At 64.6% G+C, this 15,982-nt stretch carries 15 protein-coding genes; 14 read left to right on the top strand and 1 reads right to left on the bottom strand.

Annotated features, from left to right (window positions below):
* Positions 1-152 precede the first annotated feature (152 nt).
* The 9 genes from BLQ58_RS00390 (at position 153) to BLQ58_RS00350 (ending at position 8,398) form a co-directional block, all read left to right on the top strand.
* Positions 153-2,756: a heavy metal translocating P-type ATPase gene (locus BLQ58_RS00390; protein WP_092594057.1), complete on the top strand. Its 2,604-nt coding sequence runs from the start codon at positions 153-155 to the stop codon at positions 2,754-2,756.
* Complete coding sequence (gene ccoS, locus BLQ58_RS00385) at positions 2,756-2,923, top strand: cbb3-type cytochrome oxidase assembly protein CcoS (RefSeq protein WP_092594056.1); 168 nt, start codon at positions 2,756-2,758, stop codon at positions 2,921-2,923. The genes BLQ58_RS00390 and ccoS overlap by 1 nt, the downstream gene beginning before the upstream one ends.
* 169 nt (positions 2,924-3,092) lie before the next feature.
* Positions 3,093-4,541, top strand: a complete 1,449-nt coding sequence (ccoN, locus tag BLQ58_RS00380; protein ID WP_066733671.1) for a cytochrome-c oxidase, cbb3-type subunit I — start codon at positions 3,093-3,095, stop codon at positions 4,539-4,541.
* A gap of 21 nt (positions 4,542-4,562) precedes the next feature.
* The gene (gene ccoO, locus BLQ58_RS00375; RefSeq protein ID WP_092594055.1) at positions 4,563-5,252 is read left to right on the top strand and encodes a cytochrome-c oxidase, cbb3-type subunit II; all 690 of its coding nucleotides are present in this window, start codon (positions 4,563-4,565) and stop codon (positions 5,250-5,252) included.
* Between the two features lie 4 nt (positions 5,253-5,256).
* A complete protein-coding gene (locus BLQ58_RS00370) occupies positions 5,257-5,415 on the top strand; it encodes a cbb3-type cytochrome oxidase subunit 3 (protein WP_066733664.1) in 159 nt (52 codons plus the stop codon).
* 5 nt (positions 5,416-5,420) lie between these two features.
* A complete protein-coding gene (gene ccoP, locus BLQ58_RS00365; protein WP_092594054.1) occupies positions 5,421-6,347 on the top strand; it encodes a cytochrome-c oxidase, cbb3-type subunit III in 927 nt (308 codons plus the stop codon).
* A gap of 61 nt (positions 6,348-6,408) precedes the next feature.
* Positions 6,409-7,899, top strand: coding sequence for a cytochrome c oxidase accessory protein CcoG (gene ccoG / locus BLQ58_RS00360; RefSeq protein ID WP_092594053.1), 1,491 nt, complete (start codon positions 6,409-6,411; stop codon positions 7,897-7,899).
* A 47-nt stretch (positions 7,900-7,946) separates the two neighbouring features.
* Positions 7,947-8,156: a hypothetical protein gene (locus BLQ58_RS00355; RefSeq protein WP_092594052.1), complete on the top strand. Its 210-nt coding sequence runs from the start codon at positions 7,947-7,949 to the stop codon at positions 8,154-8,156.
* Positions 8,153-8,398, top strand: coding sequence for a hypothetical protein (locus BLQ58_RS00350; protein WP_092594051.1), 246 nt, complete (start codon positions 8,153-8,155; stop codon positions 8,396-8,398). Before BLQ58_RS00355 ends, BLQ58_RS00350 begins: the two co-directional genes overlap by 4 nt.
* An 84-nt stretch (positions 8,399-8,482) precedes the next feature.
* On the opposite strand, the gene fnr is transcribed toward BLQ58_RS00350, so the two are convergent.
* Positions 8,483-9,208, bottom strand: coding sequence for a fumarate/nitrate reduction transcriptional regulator Fnr (gene fnr, locus BLQ58_RS00345; protein WP_092594050.1), 726 nt, complete (start codon positions 9,206-9,208; stop codon positions 8,483-8,485).
* Positions 9,209-9,326: 118 nt separating this feature from the next.
* On the opposite strand from fnr, the gene BLQ58_RS00340 reads away from it, so the two are divergent.
* The 5 genes from BLQ58_RS00340 (at position 9,327) to nusA (ending at position 15,939) form a co-directional block, all read left to right on the top strand.
* Positions 9,327-10,061 carry a sulfite exporter TauE/SafE family protein gene (locus BLQ58_RS00340; RefSeq protein ID WP_092594516.1) on the top strand — a complete coding sequence of 245 codons (735 nt, stop codon included), beginning with the start codon at positions 9,327-9,329 and terminating at the stop codon, positions 10,059-10,061.
* A 552-nt stretch (positions 10,062-10,613) separates the two neighbouring features.
* Positions 10,614-11,681 carry an SMC-Scp complex subunit ScpB gene (scpB, locus tag BLQ58_RS29370; protein ID WP_254775774.1) on the top strand — a complete coding sequence of 356 codons (1,068 nt, stop codon included), beginning with the start codon at positions 10,614-10,616 and terminating at the stop codon, positions 11,679-11,681.
* A 28-nt stretch (positions 11,682-11,709) separates the two neighbouring features.
* Positions 11,710-13,647, top strand: a complete 1,938-nt coding sequence (rluB, locus tag BLQ58_RS00330; protein WP_254775773.1) for a 23S rRNA pseudouridine(2605) synthase RluB — start codon at positions 11,710-11,712, stop codon at positions 13,645-13,647.
* Between the two features lie 331 nt (positions 13,648-13,978).
* Positions 13,979-14,467: a ribosome maturation factor RimP gene (gene rimP / locus BLQ58_RS00325; protein WP_029051042.1), complete on the top strand. Its 489-nt coding sequence runs from the start codon at positions 13,979-13,981 to the stop codon at positions 14,465-14,467.
* Entirely contained in the window at positions 14,464-15,939 is a 1,476-nt protein-coding gene (nusA, locus tag BLQ58_RS00320; RefSeq protein ID WP_029051043.1) for a transcription termination factor NusA, read from the top strand. Before rimP ends, nusA begins: the two co-directional genes overlap by 4 nt.
* Positions 15,940-15,982: the final 43 nt, after the last annotated feature.

The following is a 15,982-nucleotide window of genomic DNA, read 5'->3' as shown; positions in this document are numbered from 1 at the left end:
GAAGTCAGGGCACGTCAAGGCATCCGGCCGGCCTCCGTTGTTTGCCGGACACCTGCGGGAAGCAATTTTGGGAGTGTTTCCCCAAGTTTGATTTGTATCAAGGTAGGGCGCGCGCAAGGTACCTAGTATCCACTGGGTAATAAAAGCGCGCCATGTCGTCTCCAACTCCCGCCCCCTTCGCGCCAGGTCTGGTATCTGCCGCCGTTCCGGCCAGTACCTTTGCCGACCATTCGGACGCCCCTTCTGCCGGGCGGGCAACGGCGTCTTCTGCATCAACAGCCTCAGATTCCACCGATTGTTTCCATTGCGGCCAGCCGCTGACGGGCGCCGCGCCGTTTGTCGTCCAGATTGACGGCCAGCCGCGCGCCTTCTGCTGCGGTGGCTGCCAGACCCTGGCGCAGACGCTGCACGCGGGCGGTTTCGGCCATCTCTATGGCGATGTCACGCGCTTTGCGCGTCCGATCGACGCCGAAGCGCGGCGCGAAGCCGAGCCGGTCTGGGCGGCCTACGACAGCCCGGAACTGCGCGGCCAGTTCGTGCGACCGGCGGGAGAGGGCCGTTCCGAGGTGACGCTGGCGCCGGAAAACATCCGCTGTGCTGCCTGCGCCTGGCTGATCGAACAGCATCTCGGGCGGCTCGACGGGGTGGAATCGGTGGTGGCCAACGTGGCGACGCGCCGCGTCGTCGTGCGGTGGCGCGACGCCTCGCAAGGCGTGGCCAACCTGCTGTCCAGCCTGGCCGATATCGGCTATGCAGCGTGGCCGTTCGAAGTGTCGCGCTCCGACCAGCAGGACCGCCGCGAACGCCGCAGCCTGCTGATGCGGATGGCGGTGGCCATGCTCGGCATGATGCAGGTGATGATGTACGCGTGGCCCCTCTACACGCATGAGGCCACCATCGATCCCGGCCAACTGCAATTGATGCGCTGGGCCAGCTTCGCCCTGACCGTTCCGGTCGTTCTCTATTCCGCGTGGCCGATCTTTGCCGGCGCCTGGCGGTCGCTGCGCCACCGCCACATGGGCATGGACGTGCCGGTCGCCATCGGCGTGGCGGCAGGGTTCCTGGCCAGCGCCGTGGCCACCGCGCGCGGCGTGGGCGAGGTCTATTTCGATTCCGTGACGATGTTTGTCGCGTTCCTGTTGCTGGCGCGCTACCTGGAACTGCGGGTGCGCCAGGCATCGCGCAGCGGCGCGGAAATGCTGGCGCGGCAGTTGCCGGCCACCTGCGAGCGGCTGGCGCAGGCCGGCGGGGCGGGCGAGCGCATTCCGGTCGCCAGATTGCAGCCGGGAGACCGTATTCGCGTCAAGGCCGGCGAGATCGTGCCCGCCGACGGCGTGGTGCTGGCCGGCGCGAGCGAGCTCGATGAATCAATGCTGACGGGCGAGGCGCGGCCGGTGAAGCGCGTGGCGGGCGACGCCGTGCTGGCGGGCTGCTTCAATGCCGCCAGCCCGCTGGAAATACGTATCGAGCGTATTGGCGCGCAAACGCGTCTGGCCGAGATCGTCGCCGTGCTGGACCGGGCGCTGGCGGACAAGCCGAGGCTGGCGCAAGTGGCCGATCGCGTGGCCGGCTGGTTCGTCGGCACGCTGCTGATCATGGCGGTGGCGACCGGGGCGGTCTGGGCGCTGTGGATCGATCCGTCGCGCGCGTTGCTGGTGACGGTGGCGGTGCTGGTTGTCAGCTGTCCCTGTGCGCTGTCGCTGGCCACGCCGGCCGCGCTGGCGGCCGCGGGGGCGGCGCTGTCGCGGCGCGGGATGTTGCTGACACGCGCGCATGCGCTCGAAGCATTGGCGCGGGTGACCGACGTAGTGCTCGACAAGACCGGCACGCTGACTGAAGGCCGCTTCGCGCTGGTTTCCACACAGACTTTCGGGGCACTCGATGCGCAGGGTTGCCGACGCGTCGCGGCCGCCATGGAGCGTGGCGGCGAGCATCCGATTGCACGGGCGTTTGCCGAATCTTGCGACGACGCGGGCACGGGTCGACCCACAGTGAGCGACCTGCGCAATGTGCCGGGGCAGGGGCTCGAAGCGTCGGTCGACGGTTGCCGGCTTCGCCTTGGGCGACGCGCGTACGTGGCCGCGCTCTCCTCCAGCGCGGACGCCGGCGAATGGGGGCACGAGAGTCACCCGGGCGCCACGCAGGTGTGGCTGGGCGACGCCACGGGCCCGCTCGCCTGCTTCCTGCTCGCCGATGTCGAGCGCGGCCAGACCCGTGCATTGCTTCGCGCGCTGGATTCGCTTGGCGTGCGCTGCCACCTCGTGTCGGGCGATGAGATGGCGGCCGTGCGCTGGTGGGCCGACCGTTTCGGCATGGCTACCGCCCTCGGCGCCGTGACACCCGAAGGCAAGCGCGAGTACGTGGCCGCGCTGCAGCAACGCGGTGCGGTGGTGCTGGCCGTGGGCGACGGCATCAACGATGCCCCGGTGCTGGCGCAGGCGCAGGTATCGATTGCCATCGGTAGCGGCGCGCCGCTGGCGCAGGCAGGGGCCGATGCGGTGCTGACGCACGGCGGGGTGGCGGAGATCGCGACCGCCGTCGCGGCTGCCCGTCGCGCCCGCCGCGTGGTGCGACAGAACCTCGGCTGGGCCTTCGCCTACAACGTGGTGGCCATCCCGCTGGCCGCGACGGGTCACGTTACGGCCTGGATGGCCGGGATCGGCATGTCGGTGTCGTCGCTGCTGGTTGTGGCCAATGCGTGGCGGTTGCTGCGCGTCAAGGCAGCGGCACCCGAAGCGCCGGATGGGGAGTCCTGATGGAAACGCTATATCTGTTGGTGCCGATGAGCCTGGTGCTGGTGGCATTGATCGCCGGGGTCTTGTGGTGGGCGCTGCATGCGGGTCAATACGACGACCTGGACCGGCCCGCCGAAGCCATCCTGCTCGATAACGACAAGCCGCAGCGGCCCGAACATGCCCGGTAGGGCGAATCGGGCCAATGCGTCCTGGTGCAAGACCGGTGCACAGACATTACCCGGCGAAAACAGTTCGTGCGTGGTGCGTAAGGATTGATTGAAGTCAACACGACGAGCGCTCTGTTTTTCTAAAGTCACACAGTCAATAGGTTTATTCTTACTTAGCTTGGGGGTCTGAATGGCTGTCACCACCGCGTCTCCACGCGTCGACACCTTCAACTACGGTGTAGTGCGGCAGTTTGCCGTCATGACCGTGGTCTGGGGCATCGTCGGCATGGCCGTAGGCGTTCTGCTTGCGGCGCAATTGATCTGGCCGGATCTGAATTTCAATACGCCGTGGCTGTCGTTCGGCCGACTGCGGCCGCTGCATACCAATGCGGTGATCTTCGCATTTGGCGGCAGCGCGTTGTTTGCCACGTCGTATTACGTGGTGCAGCGCACCTGCCAGGCGCGCCTGTTCTGCGGGCCGCTCGCGGCATTCACGTTCTGGGGCTGGCAGATCGTCATCGTGGCCGCCGCGATCACGCTGCCAATGGGCATCACGAGCTCGAAGGAGTATGCCGAGCTCGAATGGCCGATCGACATCCTGATCACGCTGGTATGGGTGGCCTACGCCATCGTCTTTTTCGGCACGATTGTCAAGCGCAAGACCCGGCACATCTACGTGGCCAACTGGTTCTTCGGCGCCTACATCCTGACCATCGCCATCCTGCATATCGTCAACAACATCGAGATGCCGGCGTCGATGTGGAAGTCGTATTCCGCCTATGCGGGTGTGCAGGACGCCATGATCCAGTGGTGGTACGGCCACAACGCCGTGGGCTTCTTCCTGACCACCAGCTTCCTGGGCATGATGTACTACTTCATCCCGAAGCAGGCCGAGCGTCCGATCTATTCCTATCGCCTGTCGATCGTCCACTTCTGGGCGCTCAACTTCACCTACATGTGGGCCGGCCCGCACCATCTGCAATACACCGCGCTGCCCGACTGGGCACAGTCGCTGGGCATGGTGTTCTCGCTGATCCTGCTCGCGCCGTCGTGGGGCGGCATGATCAACGGGATCATGACCATGTCCGGTGCCTGGCACAAGCTGCGCACCGACCCGATCCTCAAGTTCCTGGTGGTGGCGCTGTCGTTCTACGGCATGGCCACGTTCGAGGGCTCGATGATGTCGATCAAGACCGTGAATGCGCTGTCGCACTACACGGACTGGACGATCGGCCACGTCCATTCGGGCGCGCTGGGCTGGGTCGCGATGATTTCGATTGGCTCGCTCTACTACCTGATCCCGCGCCTGTTCGGTGAAAAGCAGATGTACAGCACGCGTCTGATCGAGTTGCACTTCTGGGTGGCCACGATCGGCGTGGTGCTCTATATCGCCTCGATGTGGATCGCCGGTGTGATGGAAGGGCTGATGTGGCGCGCCACGCAGCCGGACGGCACGCTGACCTACGCGTTCGTGGAGGCGGTCAAGGCCAAGTATCCGTTCTACCTGATCCGTCTGGCCGGTGGCCTGTGCTTCCTGGGTGGCATGTTCATCATGGCCTACAACGTGTTCCGCACCATCGCCGGCAAGCCGACCGTGGATGCGCCGATCCCGGCCAGCCTGCCGGCTTCCGCCCACTGACCAGAGCCGAGGACGCAAACAATGTCTCAGAATCAAGGATTTTTCAGGCACGAGACGCTGGAAAAGAACGTCGGCTGGCTGATCATCGCGACAATCATCGTGGTCAGCATTGCCGGTCTGGTGCAGATCGTGCCGCTGTTTTTCCAGCACTCCACCACCCAGCCCGATCCGGGCATCACGCCGTATTCGCCGTTGCGGCTGATGGGGCGTGACATCTATATCCGTGAAGGCTGCGTGGGTTGCCATTCGCAACAGGTGCGCACGCTGCAGGCCGAAACCGAGCGTTATGGCCATTTCTCCACGGCGGGCGAGTCGGTATATGACCACCCATTCCTGTGGGGTTCCAAGCGAACTGGTCCGGATCTGGCCCGCGTGGGTGGGCGGTATTCCGATGACTGGCAGCGCATCCACCTGCGCAATCCGCGCGACGTGGTGCCCGAATCGGTGATGCCGTCGTATCCGTGGCTCGAAAAGACGCCGCTGCCGACCGATTCGGTCCAGGCCCGCATGCGCGCGCTGCAGCGTCTGGGCGTGCCCTATACGGATGCCGACATCGCAGGCGCACCGGAAGAGCTGGTGGGCAAGACCGAAGAGGACGCCATGGTCGCGTACTTGCAGGGTCTGGGCCTGAACCGTCGCAACGTCCGTCTGGATACGGCACCCGCTGCCGCAGCGCCTGCGGCCGAGACGGCCGCACCCGCCAAGGAGTAATGCCATGGTGATCGTGACTTCCATCGCCACTGTCCTGTCGCTGCTGACGTTCCTGGCCATCTGCTGGTGGGCGTGGTCGGCGGGCCGCAAGGCTGCCAACGAGGAATCGGCGATGTTGCCGTTTGCCTTGCCGGACGAACATAACAATCCAAGCCGGAACTAGTAACCATGAGCGATTTCATTTCCGATTTTTGGGGCTACTACATCACGGCCATCGCGCTCATTGGTATCGTCTGGTGCGTGTGGCTACTGTTTTCGCAACGGAAGATGCCGAAGGGTGTCAGTACCACCGATGACACCGGCCATGTCTGGGACGGCGACCTGCGCGAACTGAACCACCCGCTGCCGCGCTGGTGGATGTGGATGTTCCTGCTGGCCTGCGTGTTCAGCGTGGCTTACCTTGTGCTCTATCCTGGCCTCGGCACCTACGCCGGCGTGCTGAAGTTCTCGACGCAGGGCGAACTTGCCGCGCATCGGGAGGCGGCCGAGAAGATGCAGCACGAGATCTATGCCAAGTACCTGAAGATGGACGTCAAGCAGGTAGCGGCGGACCCCGATGCGCGCGAAATCGGCCAGCGCCTGTTTCTGAACTATTGCGCCCAGTGCCATGGCTCGGACGCGCGCGGCAGCCGCGGCTTCCCGAACCTGACCGATAACGACTGGCTGTATGGCGGTGATCCCGACACGATCCAGCAGACGATCGCGAAGGGCCGCAACGGCGTGATGCCGCCGTTTGCCGGTACGATCGATGCCAAGCTGGCCGGTGATACGGCGCAGTATGTGCGGTCGCTGTCGGGGCTGACCTACGACCCGATCCGGGCGTCGCGCGGCGAAAGCACGTTCAAGTCCACCTGTGCGGCCTGTCATGGCGCGAGCGGCAAGGGCAACCAGGCGCTTGGCGCGCCCAACCTGTCCGACAACGTGTGGCTGTATGGCAGTTCGGAAGGCGTGATCGTCGATGCCATCCTGAAGGGGCACAACGGCCATATGCCAGCCCATGAGGAAATCCTGACGCCCGAACGCATTCGCATGCTGACGGCATACGTCTGGGGCCTGTCGAACAGCAACGCGAACGCCGCATCCACAGGGCAATGACAAACCGTCCCCCGGGTCCGGAGGCCACGCCGTCCGGACCCGGGGGCATGAGGGCTGAACAATGAGCGCGCCCCTGGAATCTCCCCCCACTACCCGCGAATCAAGCGAGGCCGCCTGGCGGCCCGCACCTCCGCCAAAGCCGGCGGCCGACGCCACCGAAGAGGCCCTGTATGAAGTACGGCGCAAGATTTATCCGCGCTCGGTCACAGGCGCTTTTTCGAGCTGGCGGATCTGGCTGGTCATCCTCACGCAACTGGTCTACTACGGCACGCCGTGGCTGCAATGGAACGACCGGCAAGCCGTCCTGTTCGATCTCGGCGCCCGCAAGTTCTACATCTTCGGCCTTGTGCTGTGGCCGCAGGACGTGATCTACCTGGCGGTTCTGCTGGTCATCTCGGCGCTGGCACTGTTCCTGTTCACAGCCATCGCCGGACGGCTGTTCTGCGGGTACGCGTGTCCACAGACGGTCTATACCGAAATCTTCATGTGGATCGAGCGCCGGGTGGAAGGCGACCGCATCGCCCGCATCCGGCTGGACGGCGATCCGTGGAGCCTGCGCAAGATTCGTCTCAAGGCGACCAAGCACGTGCTGTGGATCGTGATCGCGCTGTGGACGGGCTTTACGTTCATCGGCTATTTCGCACCGATCCGCGAACTGGGCGGCGAGGTCCTGCACTGGACGCTCGGTCCGTGGCAGGCATTCTGGATGCTGTTCTATGCGTTTGCCACGTGGGGCAATGCTGGCTTCATGCGCGAGCAGGTGTGCAAGTACATGTGTCCGTACGCGCGCTTCCAGAGCGTGATGGTGGACCGCGATACCTACGTCGTGACCTACGACGTGGGCCGTGGCGAACCGCGCGGCAGCCGGTCGCGCAAGGTCGACCACCACGCGGCTGGCCTGGGCGACTGCGTGAACTGCAGCATCTGCGTACAGGTGTGCCCCACCGGGATCGACATCCGCGACGGCCTGCAGTACGAGTGCATCGGCTGCGGAGCGTGCATCGATGCCTGCGACCAGGTCATGGACAAGATGGAATATCCGCGCGGGTTGATCCGGTACACATCGGAGAACGCGATGCGCAAGAAGCTGTCGGCATCGGACGCCCGCAAGCGGCTGCTGCGTCCGCGCACGATCGTCTACACGGCGATCTGGGTGGCATTGACGGCAGGCTTTGTCGCGTCGCTGGCCATGCGCGCGCCGCTCAAGGTCGACATCATTCGGGATCGCGGCGCGCTCGGGCGCGAAGTGGAAGGCCGCTGGATCGAGAACGTGTACCGGCTGCAACTGATCAATGCCACAGAGGCGCCGATGAAGTTCCACGTGCAGGCGCAGAGCGACGCGTTGAAGGACCTGGTCGTAGAGTACGACCACGGTGCGGAATCGCTGTCGCCCACGTCGAACCGGCTGCTGCCGATCCGGATTCGTGTACCGATCGACGATGCGAAGCAGGGTACGCACAAGATCGAGGTGACGGTTACCGCCGAGACCGAAACCGATCGGAAAGTGGATATCCGGCAAAGCACGAGTTTCATCGTTCCTCGCGATCTGTGATCCTGTCATGGATGGTGAGCCGGGACGAATGCCAACAGGAGAGCGCAATGACCCAATACCCCGCAAAGCCCTGGTACAGGGAACCATGGCCCTGGATTTTGATGAGCGGTCCGCTGCTGGCGATGGTCGGTTGCGGTATCACGATCTGGCTGGCGAACACCCATGCCGATGTGCCGGTGAGCGGTGCCACGCGCCACGGACTGGTGATCGAGAAGGCCAGCGCCGATCACGCTGAAGCCACTGCGAGGCGCCCATGAGACTGCGCTGGCTGATGTGGGTGCTATGGCCGGCGTTTCTGATGGGCGGTGCGGCCACGGCGGTGGTGTTCTCGGTGGTGGATCCCGGAGACTTGAGTTTCTTCGGACATCCGGTAGAGGCTTCGCGGCAGGCGATCTACACCGTTGGTTTCCTGGTCGCGTGGTTATTTTGCGCGTTGTCCAGTGGGCTCACGCTGTACACGATGCCGGTGAAGCTCAGCGACACCGATGAACTCGAATAGGCAATGCAGAACGTGCACTGCAAACAGAAAGGCCGCGCTGGATTGCTCCGGCGCGGCCTTTGTCGTGATGTGCGGCCCTGGATTTCAGCAGGACCTGCTGTACACCTGCTTGATGCCTGCCATATCGACGAGCTTCACATGTCGCTGACGAATCTGGATCAGCCCCGCTTCGGCAAAGCGCGAGAACAGGCGGCTGACGGTTTCGAGTTTCAGGCCCAGGTAGCTGCCGATTTCTTCGCGGCTCATTCGCAGTACGAACTCGGTGGACGAGTAACCGCGCGCGGACAGACGCTCGGACATGTTGACGAGGAACGCAGCCAAACGTTCTTCGGCGCGCATCGACCCGAGCGTGATCAGCATGACCTGGTCCTGCGAGATTTCCTTGCTCATCAAGCGCAGGAACTGGCCTTGCAGGGAGGGCAGGGAGCTCGACAGCGATTGCAGGTCGTCGTAGCGTACGACGCAGACTTCGGCGTCTTCCAGCGCTGTGGCGTCGGAGGCGTGCTGCATCTCGCTGAGGCCATCGAGACCGATGACTTCACCGGGCAGGTGGAAGCCCGTGATCTGAGTGCGCCCGTCCTCCATCGTGACGTGCGTCTTCAGTGTGCCAAAGCGAATGGCGTAGACCGCGTTGAGCGGTTCGCCCATGCGGTAAAGCGTTTCGCCCTTGTGAACACGCACGCGTTCCTGCACGAGCGTGTCCATCTTCGCCAGGTCTTGTTGCGACATGCCCACGGGCAGGCAAAGCTGGCCCATGGCACACGTGGAGCAACGGGGCGACATCTCGGTGACGGGAATGGAAGTCAACAATTGAAGTGCTCGTTATGAATGCGCTTGCAGCGAGGGCGCGATGCAGGCATTTTACAGCGTCATGTGATGCAGAAGCGAGGAACAGTTGCCTTTTGGTGTGCTTTTAAGCGTTTTTCTGATGGCCCTGCTCGGTGGCATGCATTGCGCGGCCATGTGTGGAGGAATTGCTATTGCTGCGGAGCAGAAACAGCACCGCGATGTCGCAATTGTCATACACCGTTCCGCTCGTCAGTGGTGGACTGCGCTGTGCGTCATGCATGCGGGCCGCATTACGACATACATGCTGCTGGGTGCGGTGATGGGAGCTGTCGGAGCAACGGTGTGGCGGCAGGATTATCTGCCGTTGCAGCGATGGCTTTATGCGGCGGGCAGCATCATGCTGGTGATCACGGGTGTGTGGCTGTTGCGTGGACGCGTGATGCGGTCCGACTGGATCGAGCGGCTGGCCTCGCTTGCCGCCGTGCACGTGGTGCAGCGCGCGCGGGCCATGACCGCAAGGCTGCCGGTGCGGCTACGCGGCGAGCGTCGCGCAACGCCGCTGTTGCGCCGGTACGGCATGGGTCTGGCCTGGGGGCTCGTGCCCTGCGGAATGGTCTATGGCGCACTCGCGCTGGCGCTTCTGGCAGGCAATGCTGTGTCGGGCGCCCTGGTGATGGGCGCCTTCGGACTGGGCACGCTGCCCAACCTGCTCGTGATCTCCGGGCTGTCGGGGTACCTGCGGCAACTCTCTCGCAAACCTGCCGTGCGGGTCGCGTCGGGACTGGTGGTGATCGGCTTCGGCCTGCTGGGCGTGGCGCGGTCGATCTGGCTCCCGGACACCCTGGCCCAACACGGCTTTTGCGTGGTGTTCTGAATCGGCCACAGCGCCGGGTTGCGGGCGGGGCGGGGAATGCCATACAATCGCCAGAACCACGGTATCGCGCCGCACCATGCTCGGGGCGCCGCTGGGGCCGCATTCCTGATCTGGGGAGCGTGCCCAAGGTTTTCGGTCACTCTGGTGAGCCGAGAACGTCTCAACAGTCCATCCGGTTCAAAAGATCTGGTTAAAAGACCGGCTGCGGTTGGGAAGATGGCGCCGGTCAGGGCGAGGTTGCCTGAGCCGATACCGTTTTGTTTCTTGCCGTCTTGGTCATCTGGTGGCCCAGGCGAATGTCCGCCCCGAAGGGAGAAGGCGCGACGCAAGAGGTCCGTTGACTGGTGAAACTGGCCAGCGCCGGACGATCTCCTGCCGGATCGACCCGGCAATTCGATGCAAAAGAACGAGGTGCGCACGGCTGCGCTGCATTAGGCAGGCGAGCTGGCTGCGCGATGAGATGGCGGTGGCTTCGGCCTCGCTGTATCTGCAATCTCCAGTGCTCCGGGATTTGTCCGGGGGCAGGTGCAAAGACAGGCTGCACGCAATCACATGAATACCCAAGAGGCGAAGATCGTCCTCGAGACCGCGCTGATCTGTGCGCAGGAGCCGCTGCGCGTTGGCGATCTGCGACGGTTGTTTGCCGACGACGTCGGCGCCGACACGATCCGGGTGCTGCTCGAGGAACTGCGGCAGGACTGGCAGCCGCGCGGGGTCGAACTGGTGGCGCTGGCCAGCGGCTGGCGCTTCCAGAGCCGCCCCGAGATGCGGGAATTCCTCGACCGGCTGAATCCGGAAAAGCCGCCCAAGTACTCGCGCGCCGTCATGGAAACCCTGGCGATCATCGCGTATCGCCAGCCTGTCACGCGTGGCGATATCGAGGAAATCCGGGGCGTGACGGTCAGTACGGACGTGATCAAGAAACTCGAGGATCGCAGCTGGATCGAGGTCATTGGCCATCGCGACGTGCCGGGTCGTCCCGCCCTGTACGCGACGACCAAGGCGTTCCTGGATGACCTTGGCTTGCGCTCGCTGGACGAGTTGCCCCCGCTGGAAGATGCCCAGGCCCAGGCGCAAGCCGCGCTCCTGGAGCAGCAAGCCATCGATTTTGAAGAAATCGCCACGGCCAATCCGCCTGCCGGCGACGAAGAAGCGTTTGCCGAATCGGCAGCCGCTTTGACCGTCGAGGCCGCCGGGTCGGATGTGGGCGCCGAGCCTGTCGAGGCGGTACGAGCGGCAGAAGCGGCAGAAGCGGCTGAAGGATCTGAAGCCGCTGAAGCCGCTGAAGCCACTGAAGCCGCTGAAGCCGCTGACTTGGCCGGATCGGCCGAAGCCGGCGAAGGCGCCTCGCAGGAAGAGCGCGCCGATACCGGGTCGGTGCAACATGACGAGGGGCCTGCCGCCCCCAGCGAGGAAATCGCCGACGGCGATGCCTCCGAAGACGATATCAGCGCCGCCCGGATGCCTGAAGACGACGGGCAGGAAGACCCGCCGGTGGCTCATGCCAACGGCTTCCACATGGACACCGGGGCGCCCGAAGCGGCGCCCGCCGCCCCTGCGGACCGGAATGGCGATATGCCTTTCCCGACCGAGGACGACGACGAGCGTGTGTCCAACTGAACAACATGCAACATCGATAGTGAATACTTTGTCTGATTCCGCTGAGCAAGACGTCCGCCAGCCGGACGTGCCGGGTGACACCGGCGCCCCCGATACGGGAAATGACGCCGACGGCGCGCCGCGCCGCAAGGGGCTCCGCCGCGGTTTGCGCAATCTGGTGGCGTCGCGCCGCCAGGCCGCGCAGGATCGGGATGCGGGTCGCGCGGATGGCGACGCGCCGGCCGAGGCTGGCGACACCGCCCAGCCGGCCGCGCCGCGTGGCCGTGGTCGCCGCAAGCCGGCGCCTGCTGCCGATGCCGGTGCCGGTGCCGCTGCGCCAGAGGCACGTCAGGCCGACGGCGGCGAGGCGCAGGCCCAGCCTGGCCAGCGCAAGCGCCGCCAGCAGCCGCAGCGCAAGGCCGCACTGGTCGACGGCGACAACAAGCCGGCGGCAGAGCAGGCTGGCAAGCGCAATCGCAATGGCCAGCGCAAGAATCAGGCGGGTGCCGGCAAGCAGGGTGCCCGTGGCGAACAGCGTCAGGGCGAACAGCGCCAGGGCGACAGGTCGGCGAAGCCGGCCGGCAAGACCGGTGGCGCCAAGGCTGCCGCCGGGGCCGAGGACCTGTTCCGCTTCGTGATTTCCGACCAGTTCGACGAGGAAGACACCGTCGTGCCGCGCACCAAGGCCAAGCCGGTGCGCGAACTGACGTCGGATGACGATGCGCCGAAGCTGCACAAGGTGCTCGCCGAAGGCGGCCTGGGCTCGCGCCGCGAGATGGAAGAACTGATTCTGCAGGGCCGGGTGTCCGTCAACGGCCTGCCTGCGCATATCGGCCAGCGTATCCTGCCGACCGACCAGGTCCGCGTGAACGGCAAGCTGATTCATCGCAAGGTAACGACCAAGCCGCCGCGCGTGCTGCTGTATCACAAGCCGTCCGGCGAGATCGTCAGCCAGTCGGATCCGGAAGGCCGTCCGACCGTGTTCGACAGCCTGCCGCGTATCAAGAACGGCAAGTGGGTGGCGGTTGGACGCCTCGACTTCAACACCGAAGGCCTGTTGATCTTTACCACGTCTGGCGATATCGCCAACCGCTTCATGCATCCGCGCTACGGCGTGGAGCGCGAATACGCGGTGCGTACGCTGGGCGAACTGGCGGAAGCCGATCGCCAGGCGCTGTTGCATGGCATTCAGCTCGACGACGGCGAGGCTAATTTCCTGCGTATCGCCGACGGCGGTGGCGAGGGCGTGAACCAGTGGTATCACGTTGCGCTGACCGAAGGCCGGAACCGCGAAGTGCGCCGGATGTTCGAGGCCGTCGGCCTGACCGTGTCGCGCCTGATCCGGACCCGCTACGGCCAGTTCCTGCTGCCGCGTGGTCTCAAGCGCGGCCGCTGGCAGGAGCTGGAAGCCACGGACGTGCGCAATCTGATGGCCAGCATCGGCCTGAAGGCGCCGGCCAAGGCCGAGCAAGGCGGCGGCAAGGGTGGCGTGACCAAGGTGGGTGGCCGCAAGGCGCGTACCGAAGCGGCCATTGCGGGCATGCCAATGCACACGGGCATGGACGGCCTGCCGCGCTTTGAAAAGGCCGGCGGCAACCGAGGCGGCGGCAACGCGGGCCGTGGTCAGCCCGACCCGATGCAGACCTCGATGGGCTACATCCCGTCTGGCCCGGCACCGCTGACGTCGCACACGACGAAATTCAGTGGCGGCCTTGGCGGCGCCGGCGCGATGCGTGGCGCGGGCGGCATGCGTGGCGCGGCAGGCGGCAAGGGTGCCGGCGGTGGCCGTGGCGGTCGCGGAGGCATGGGCGGTAACGCCGGCAATGCCGGGAATGCCGGAAACGCAGGCGGGAATCGCCAGCGCCGGGGCGGCGGCGGTGACGTCAACGGCAATGTGATGCCCAAGGCCGCCAAGGCCGGCGGCGGTGGCGGCGGCAGTGGCGGCAATCGTCGGCCTCGTGGCGGTGGCCGGGGCGGTCAACGCTGATACGGAAAGCGCCGATGCCGGAAAAGTCCGGCCTTCGGCCGCATTCCGGCGCGGGTCCCAGTAGGCTTTTGCCTTTTAGGCATAATCCGCGTATAATCCAAGTCTATTCAAAAGTATCATCCTCGGCGAGGATGGGCGAATGATGGGCATTGCGCCCATTTTTTTTTGGTTCGCCCGTTTGTGCTTGCGGCTGGATTGCGTCACATGACGCGCCCGGTTTCGTGGGGATGATGGGCAGGCAGGGCTTACAGGCCGTTTCGGAACCTCGATTTCAGAACGTTGTGTTGCCCGGTGTCTGCCAAGGTATTGAAAGCCACTACTCGGGAATACAGTGCATCTGGCAGATTTGATCGAAACCACCCTTAACGGCATGGGCTACGAGTTGGTTGAGCTTGAGCGTGCCCCGGCCGGACTTCTGCGTGTCTATATCGATCAGCCTGAAACCGGCATCGTCATTGAGGATTGCGAGAAAGTCAGCCGCCAGCTCACGCACGTGCTGATGGTCGAGAACGTCGACTACGAGCGCCTCGAAGTATCGTCGCCGGGCCTGGACCGTCCGCTCAAGAAGCTGGCCGATTTTGTCCGCTTCGCCGGTGAGGAAGCCAGGGTCACGCTGCGCCTGCCGGTCAACGGCCAGAAGAATTTCGTCGGCATCCTGCGCGAACCCGCGGGCGAGGCCGGGGCCGAGAAGATCGGCCTGGAGTTCGAGGGCAAGGACGGCGCTGCACTGCTGGAATTCGCCATATCCGATGTCGACAAGGCCCGCCTGGTGCCTGTGATCGACTTCAAGGGAAATCAAAGAAAAGGGAACAAGCAATGAGCCGCGAAGTTCTGTTGCTCGTCGATGCGCTAGCGCGCGAGAAGAACGTTGACAAGGATGTGGTCTTTGGTGCACTGGAGGCCGCGCTGGCCTCGGCCACCAAGAAGCGTTTCGAGGAAGACGTGGATATCCGCGTCCATATCGACCGTGAATCCGGTGAGCACGAAACGTTCCGTCGCTGGCTTGTCGTCCCCGACGAACAGGGTCTGCAGGAACCGGACAAGCAGATCCTGCTGTTCGAAGCCCGCGACCAGAGCGCCGACATCCAGCTGGACGATTTCATCGAAGAGCAGATCGAGTCGGTGGAGTTTGGCCGTATCGGCGCGCAGGCCGCCAAGCAGGTGATCCTGCAGCGTATCCGCGACGCCGAGCGCGAACAGATCCTGAACGACTACCTGGATCGCGGCGAGAAGATCATGACCGGCACGGTCAAGCGCGCCGACAAGAAGGGTCTGATCGTCGAATCCGGCCGCGTGGAAGCGCTGCTGGCCCGCGACCAGATCATTCCGAAGGAAAACCTGCGCACCGGCGACCGCGTGCGTGCGTACATCCTGAACGTGGACCGCGCCGCGCGTGGCCCGCAGATCGAACTGTCGCGCACCGCGCCCGAGTTCCTGATCAAGCTCTTCGAGAACGAAGTGCCCGAGATGGAACAGGGCCTGCTGGAAATCAAGGCGGCGGCCCGTGACCCGGGTGTGCGCGCCAAGATCGCCGTGGTGGCGCATGACAAGCGCATCGATCCGATCGGCACCTGCGTAGGCGTGCGTGGCACGCGCGTCACGGCGGTGCGCAACGAGATTGGCGGCGAGGCCGTGGACATCGTACTGTGGTCTGAAGACCCGGCGCAGTTCGTGATCGGCGCGCTGGCGCCGGCGCAGGTGCAGTCGATCGTGGTCGACGAAGAGAAGCACAGCATGGATGTGGTGGTCGACGAGGAAAACCTCGCCGTCTCCATCGGCCGCAGCGGTCAGAACGTACGCCTGGCGTCGGAACTGACCGGCTGGCAGATCAACATCATGACGCAGGAAGAATCGGCGCAGAAGCAGGCCGAGGAAAGCGAAGTGGTGCGCAAGCTGTTCATGGCCAAGCTGGACGTGGACGAGGAAGTGGCGGACATCCTCATCGAGGAAGGCTTCTCCACGCTGGAAGAAGTGGCCTACGTGCCCATCAGCGAAATGATGGAAATCGAGGCCTTCGACGAGGACACCGTCAACGAGCTGCGCAACCGCGCCCGCGATGCGCTGCTGACGATGGAACTGGCCCGGGAAGAAAAGGTGGAAGAGGTGTCGCAGGATCTGCGTTCGCTCGACGGCCTGACCCCCGAGCTGATCGGCAAACTGGCCGAAGGCAACATCCATACGCGTGACGACCTGGCCGAACTGGCCGTGGACGAGCTGGTCGAGATGGCCGGCGTTGGCGAGGATGAAGCCAAGGCGCTGATCATGAAAGCACGGGAACATTGGTTTAACTGAGGGACACGTCCGGGTTCAACGCCCGGACGCGCTTTCCGCACAC

Source organism: Ralstonia sp. 25mfcol4.1 (genome assembly GCF_900104095.1).
In the GTDB taxonomy this organism is placed as follows: Bacteria; Pseudomonadota; Gammaproteobacteria; order Burkholderiales; family Burkholderiaceae; genus Cupriavidus.
The sequence above is the reverse complement of the archived record's forward strand: the minus strand, read 5'-3'. Positions and strand labels throughout refer to the sequence as shown.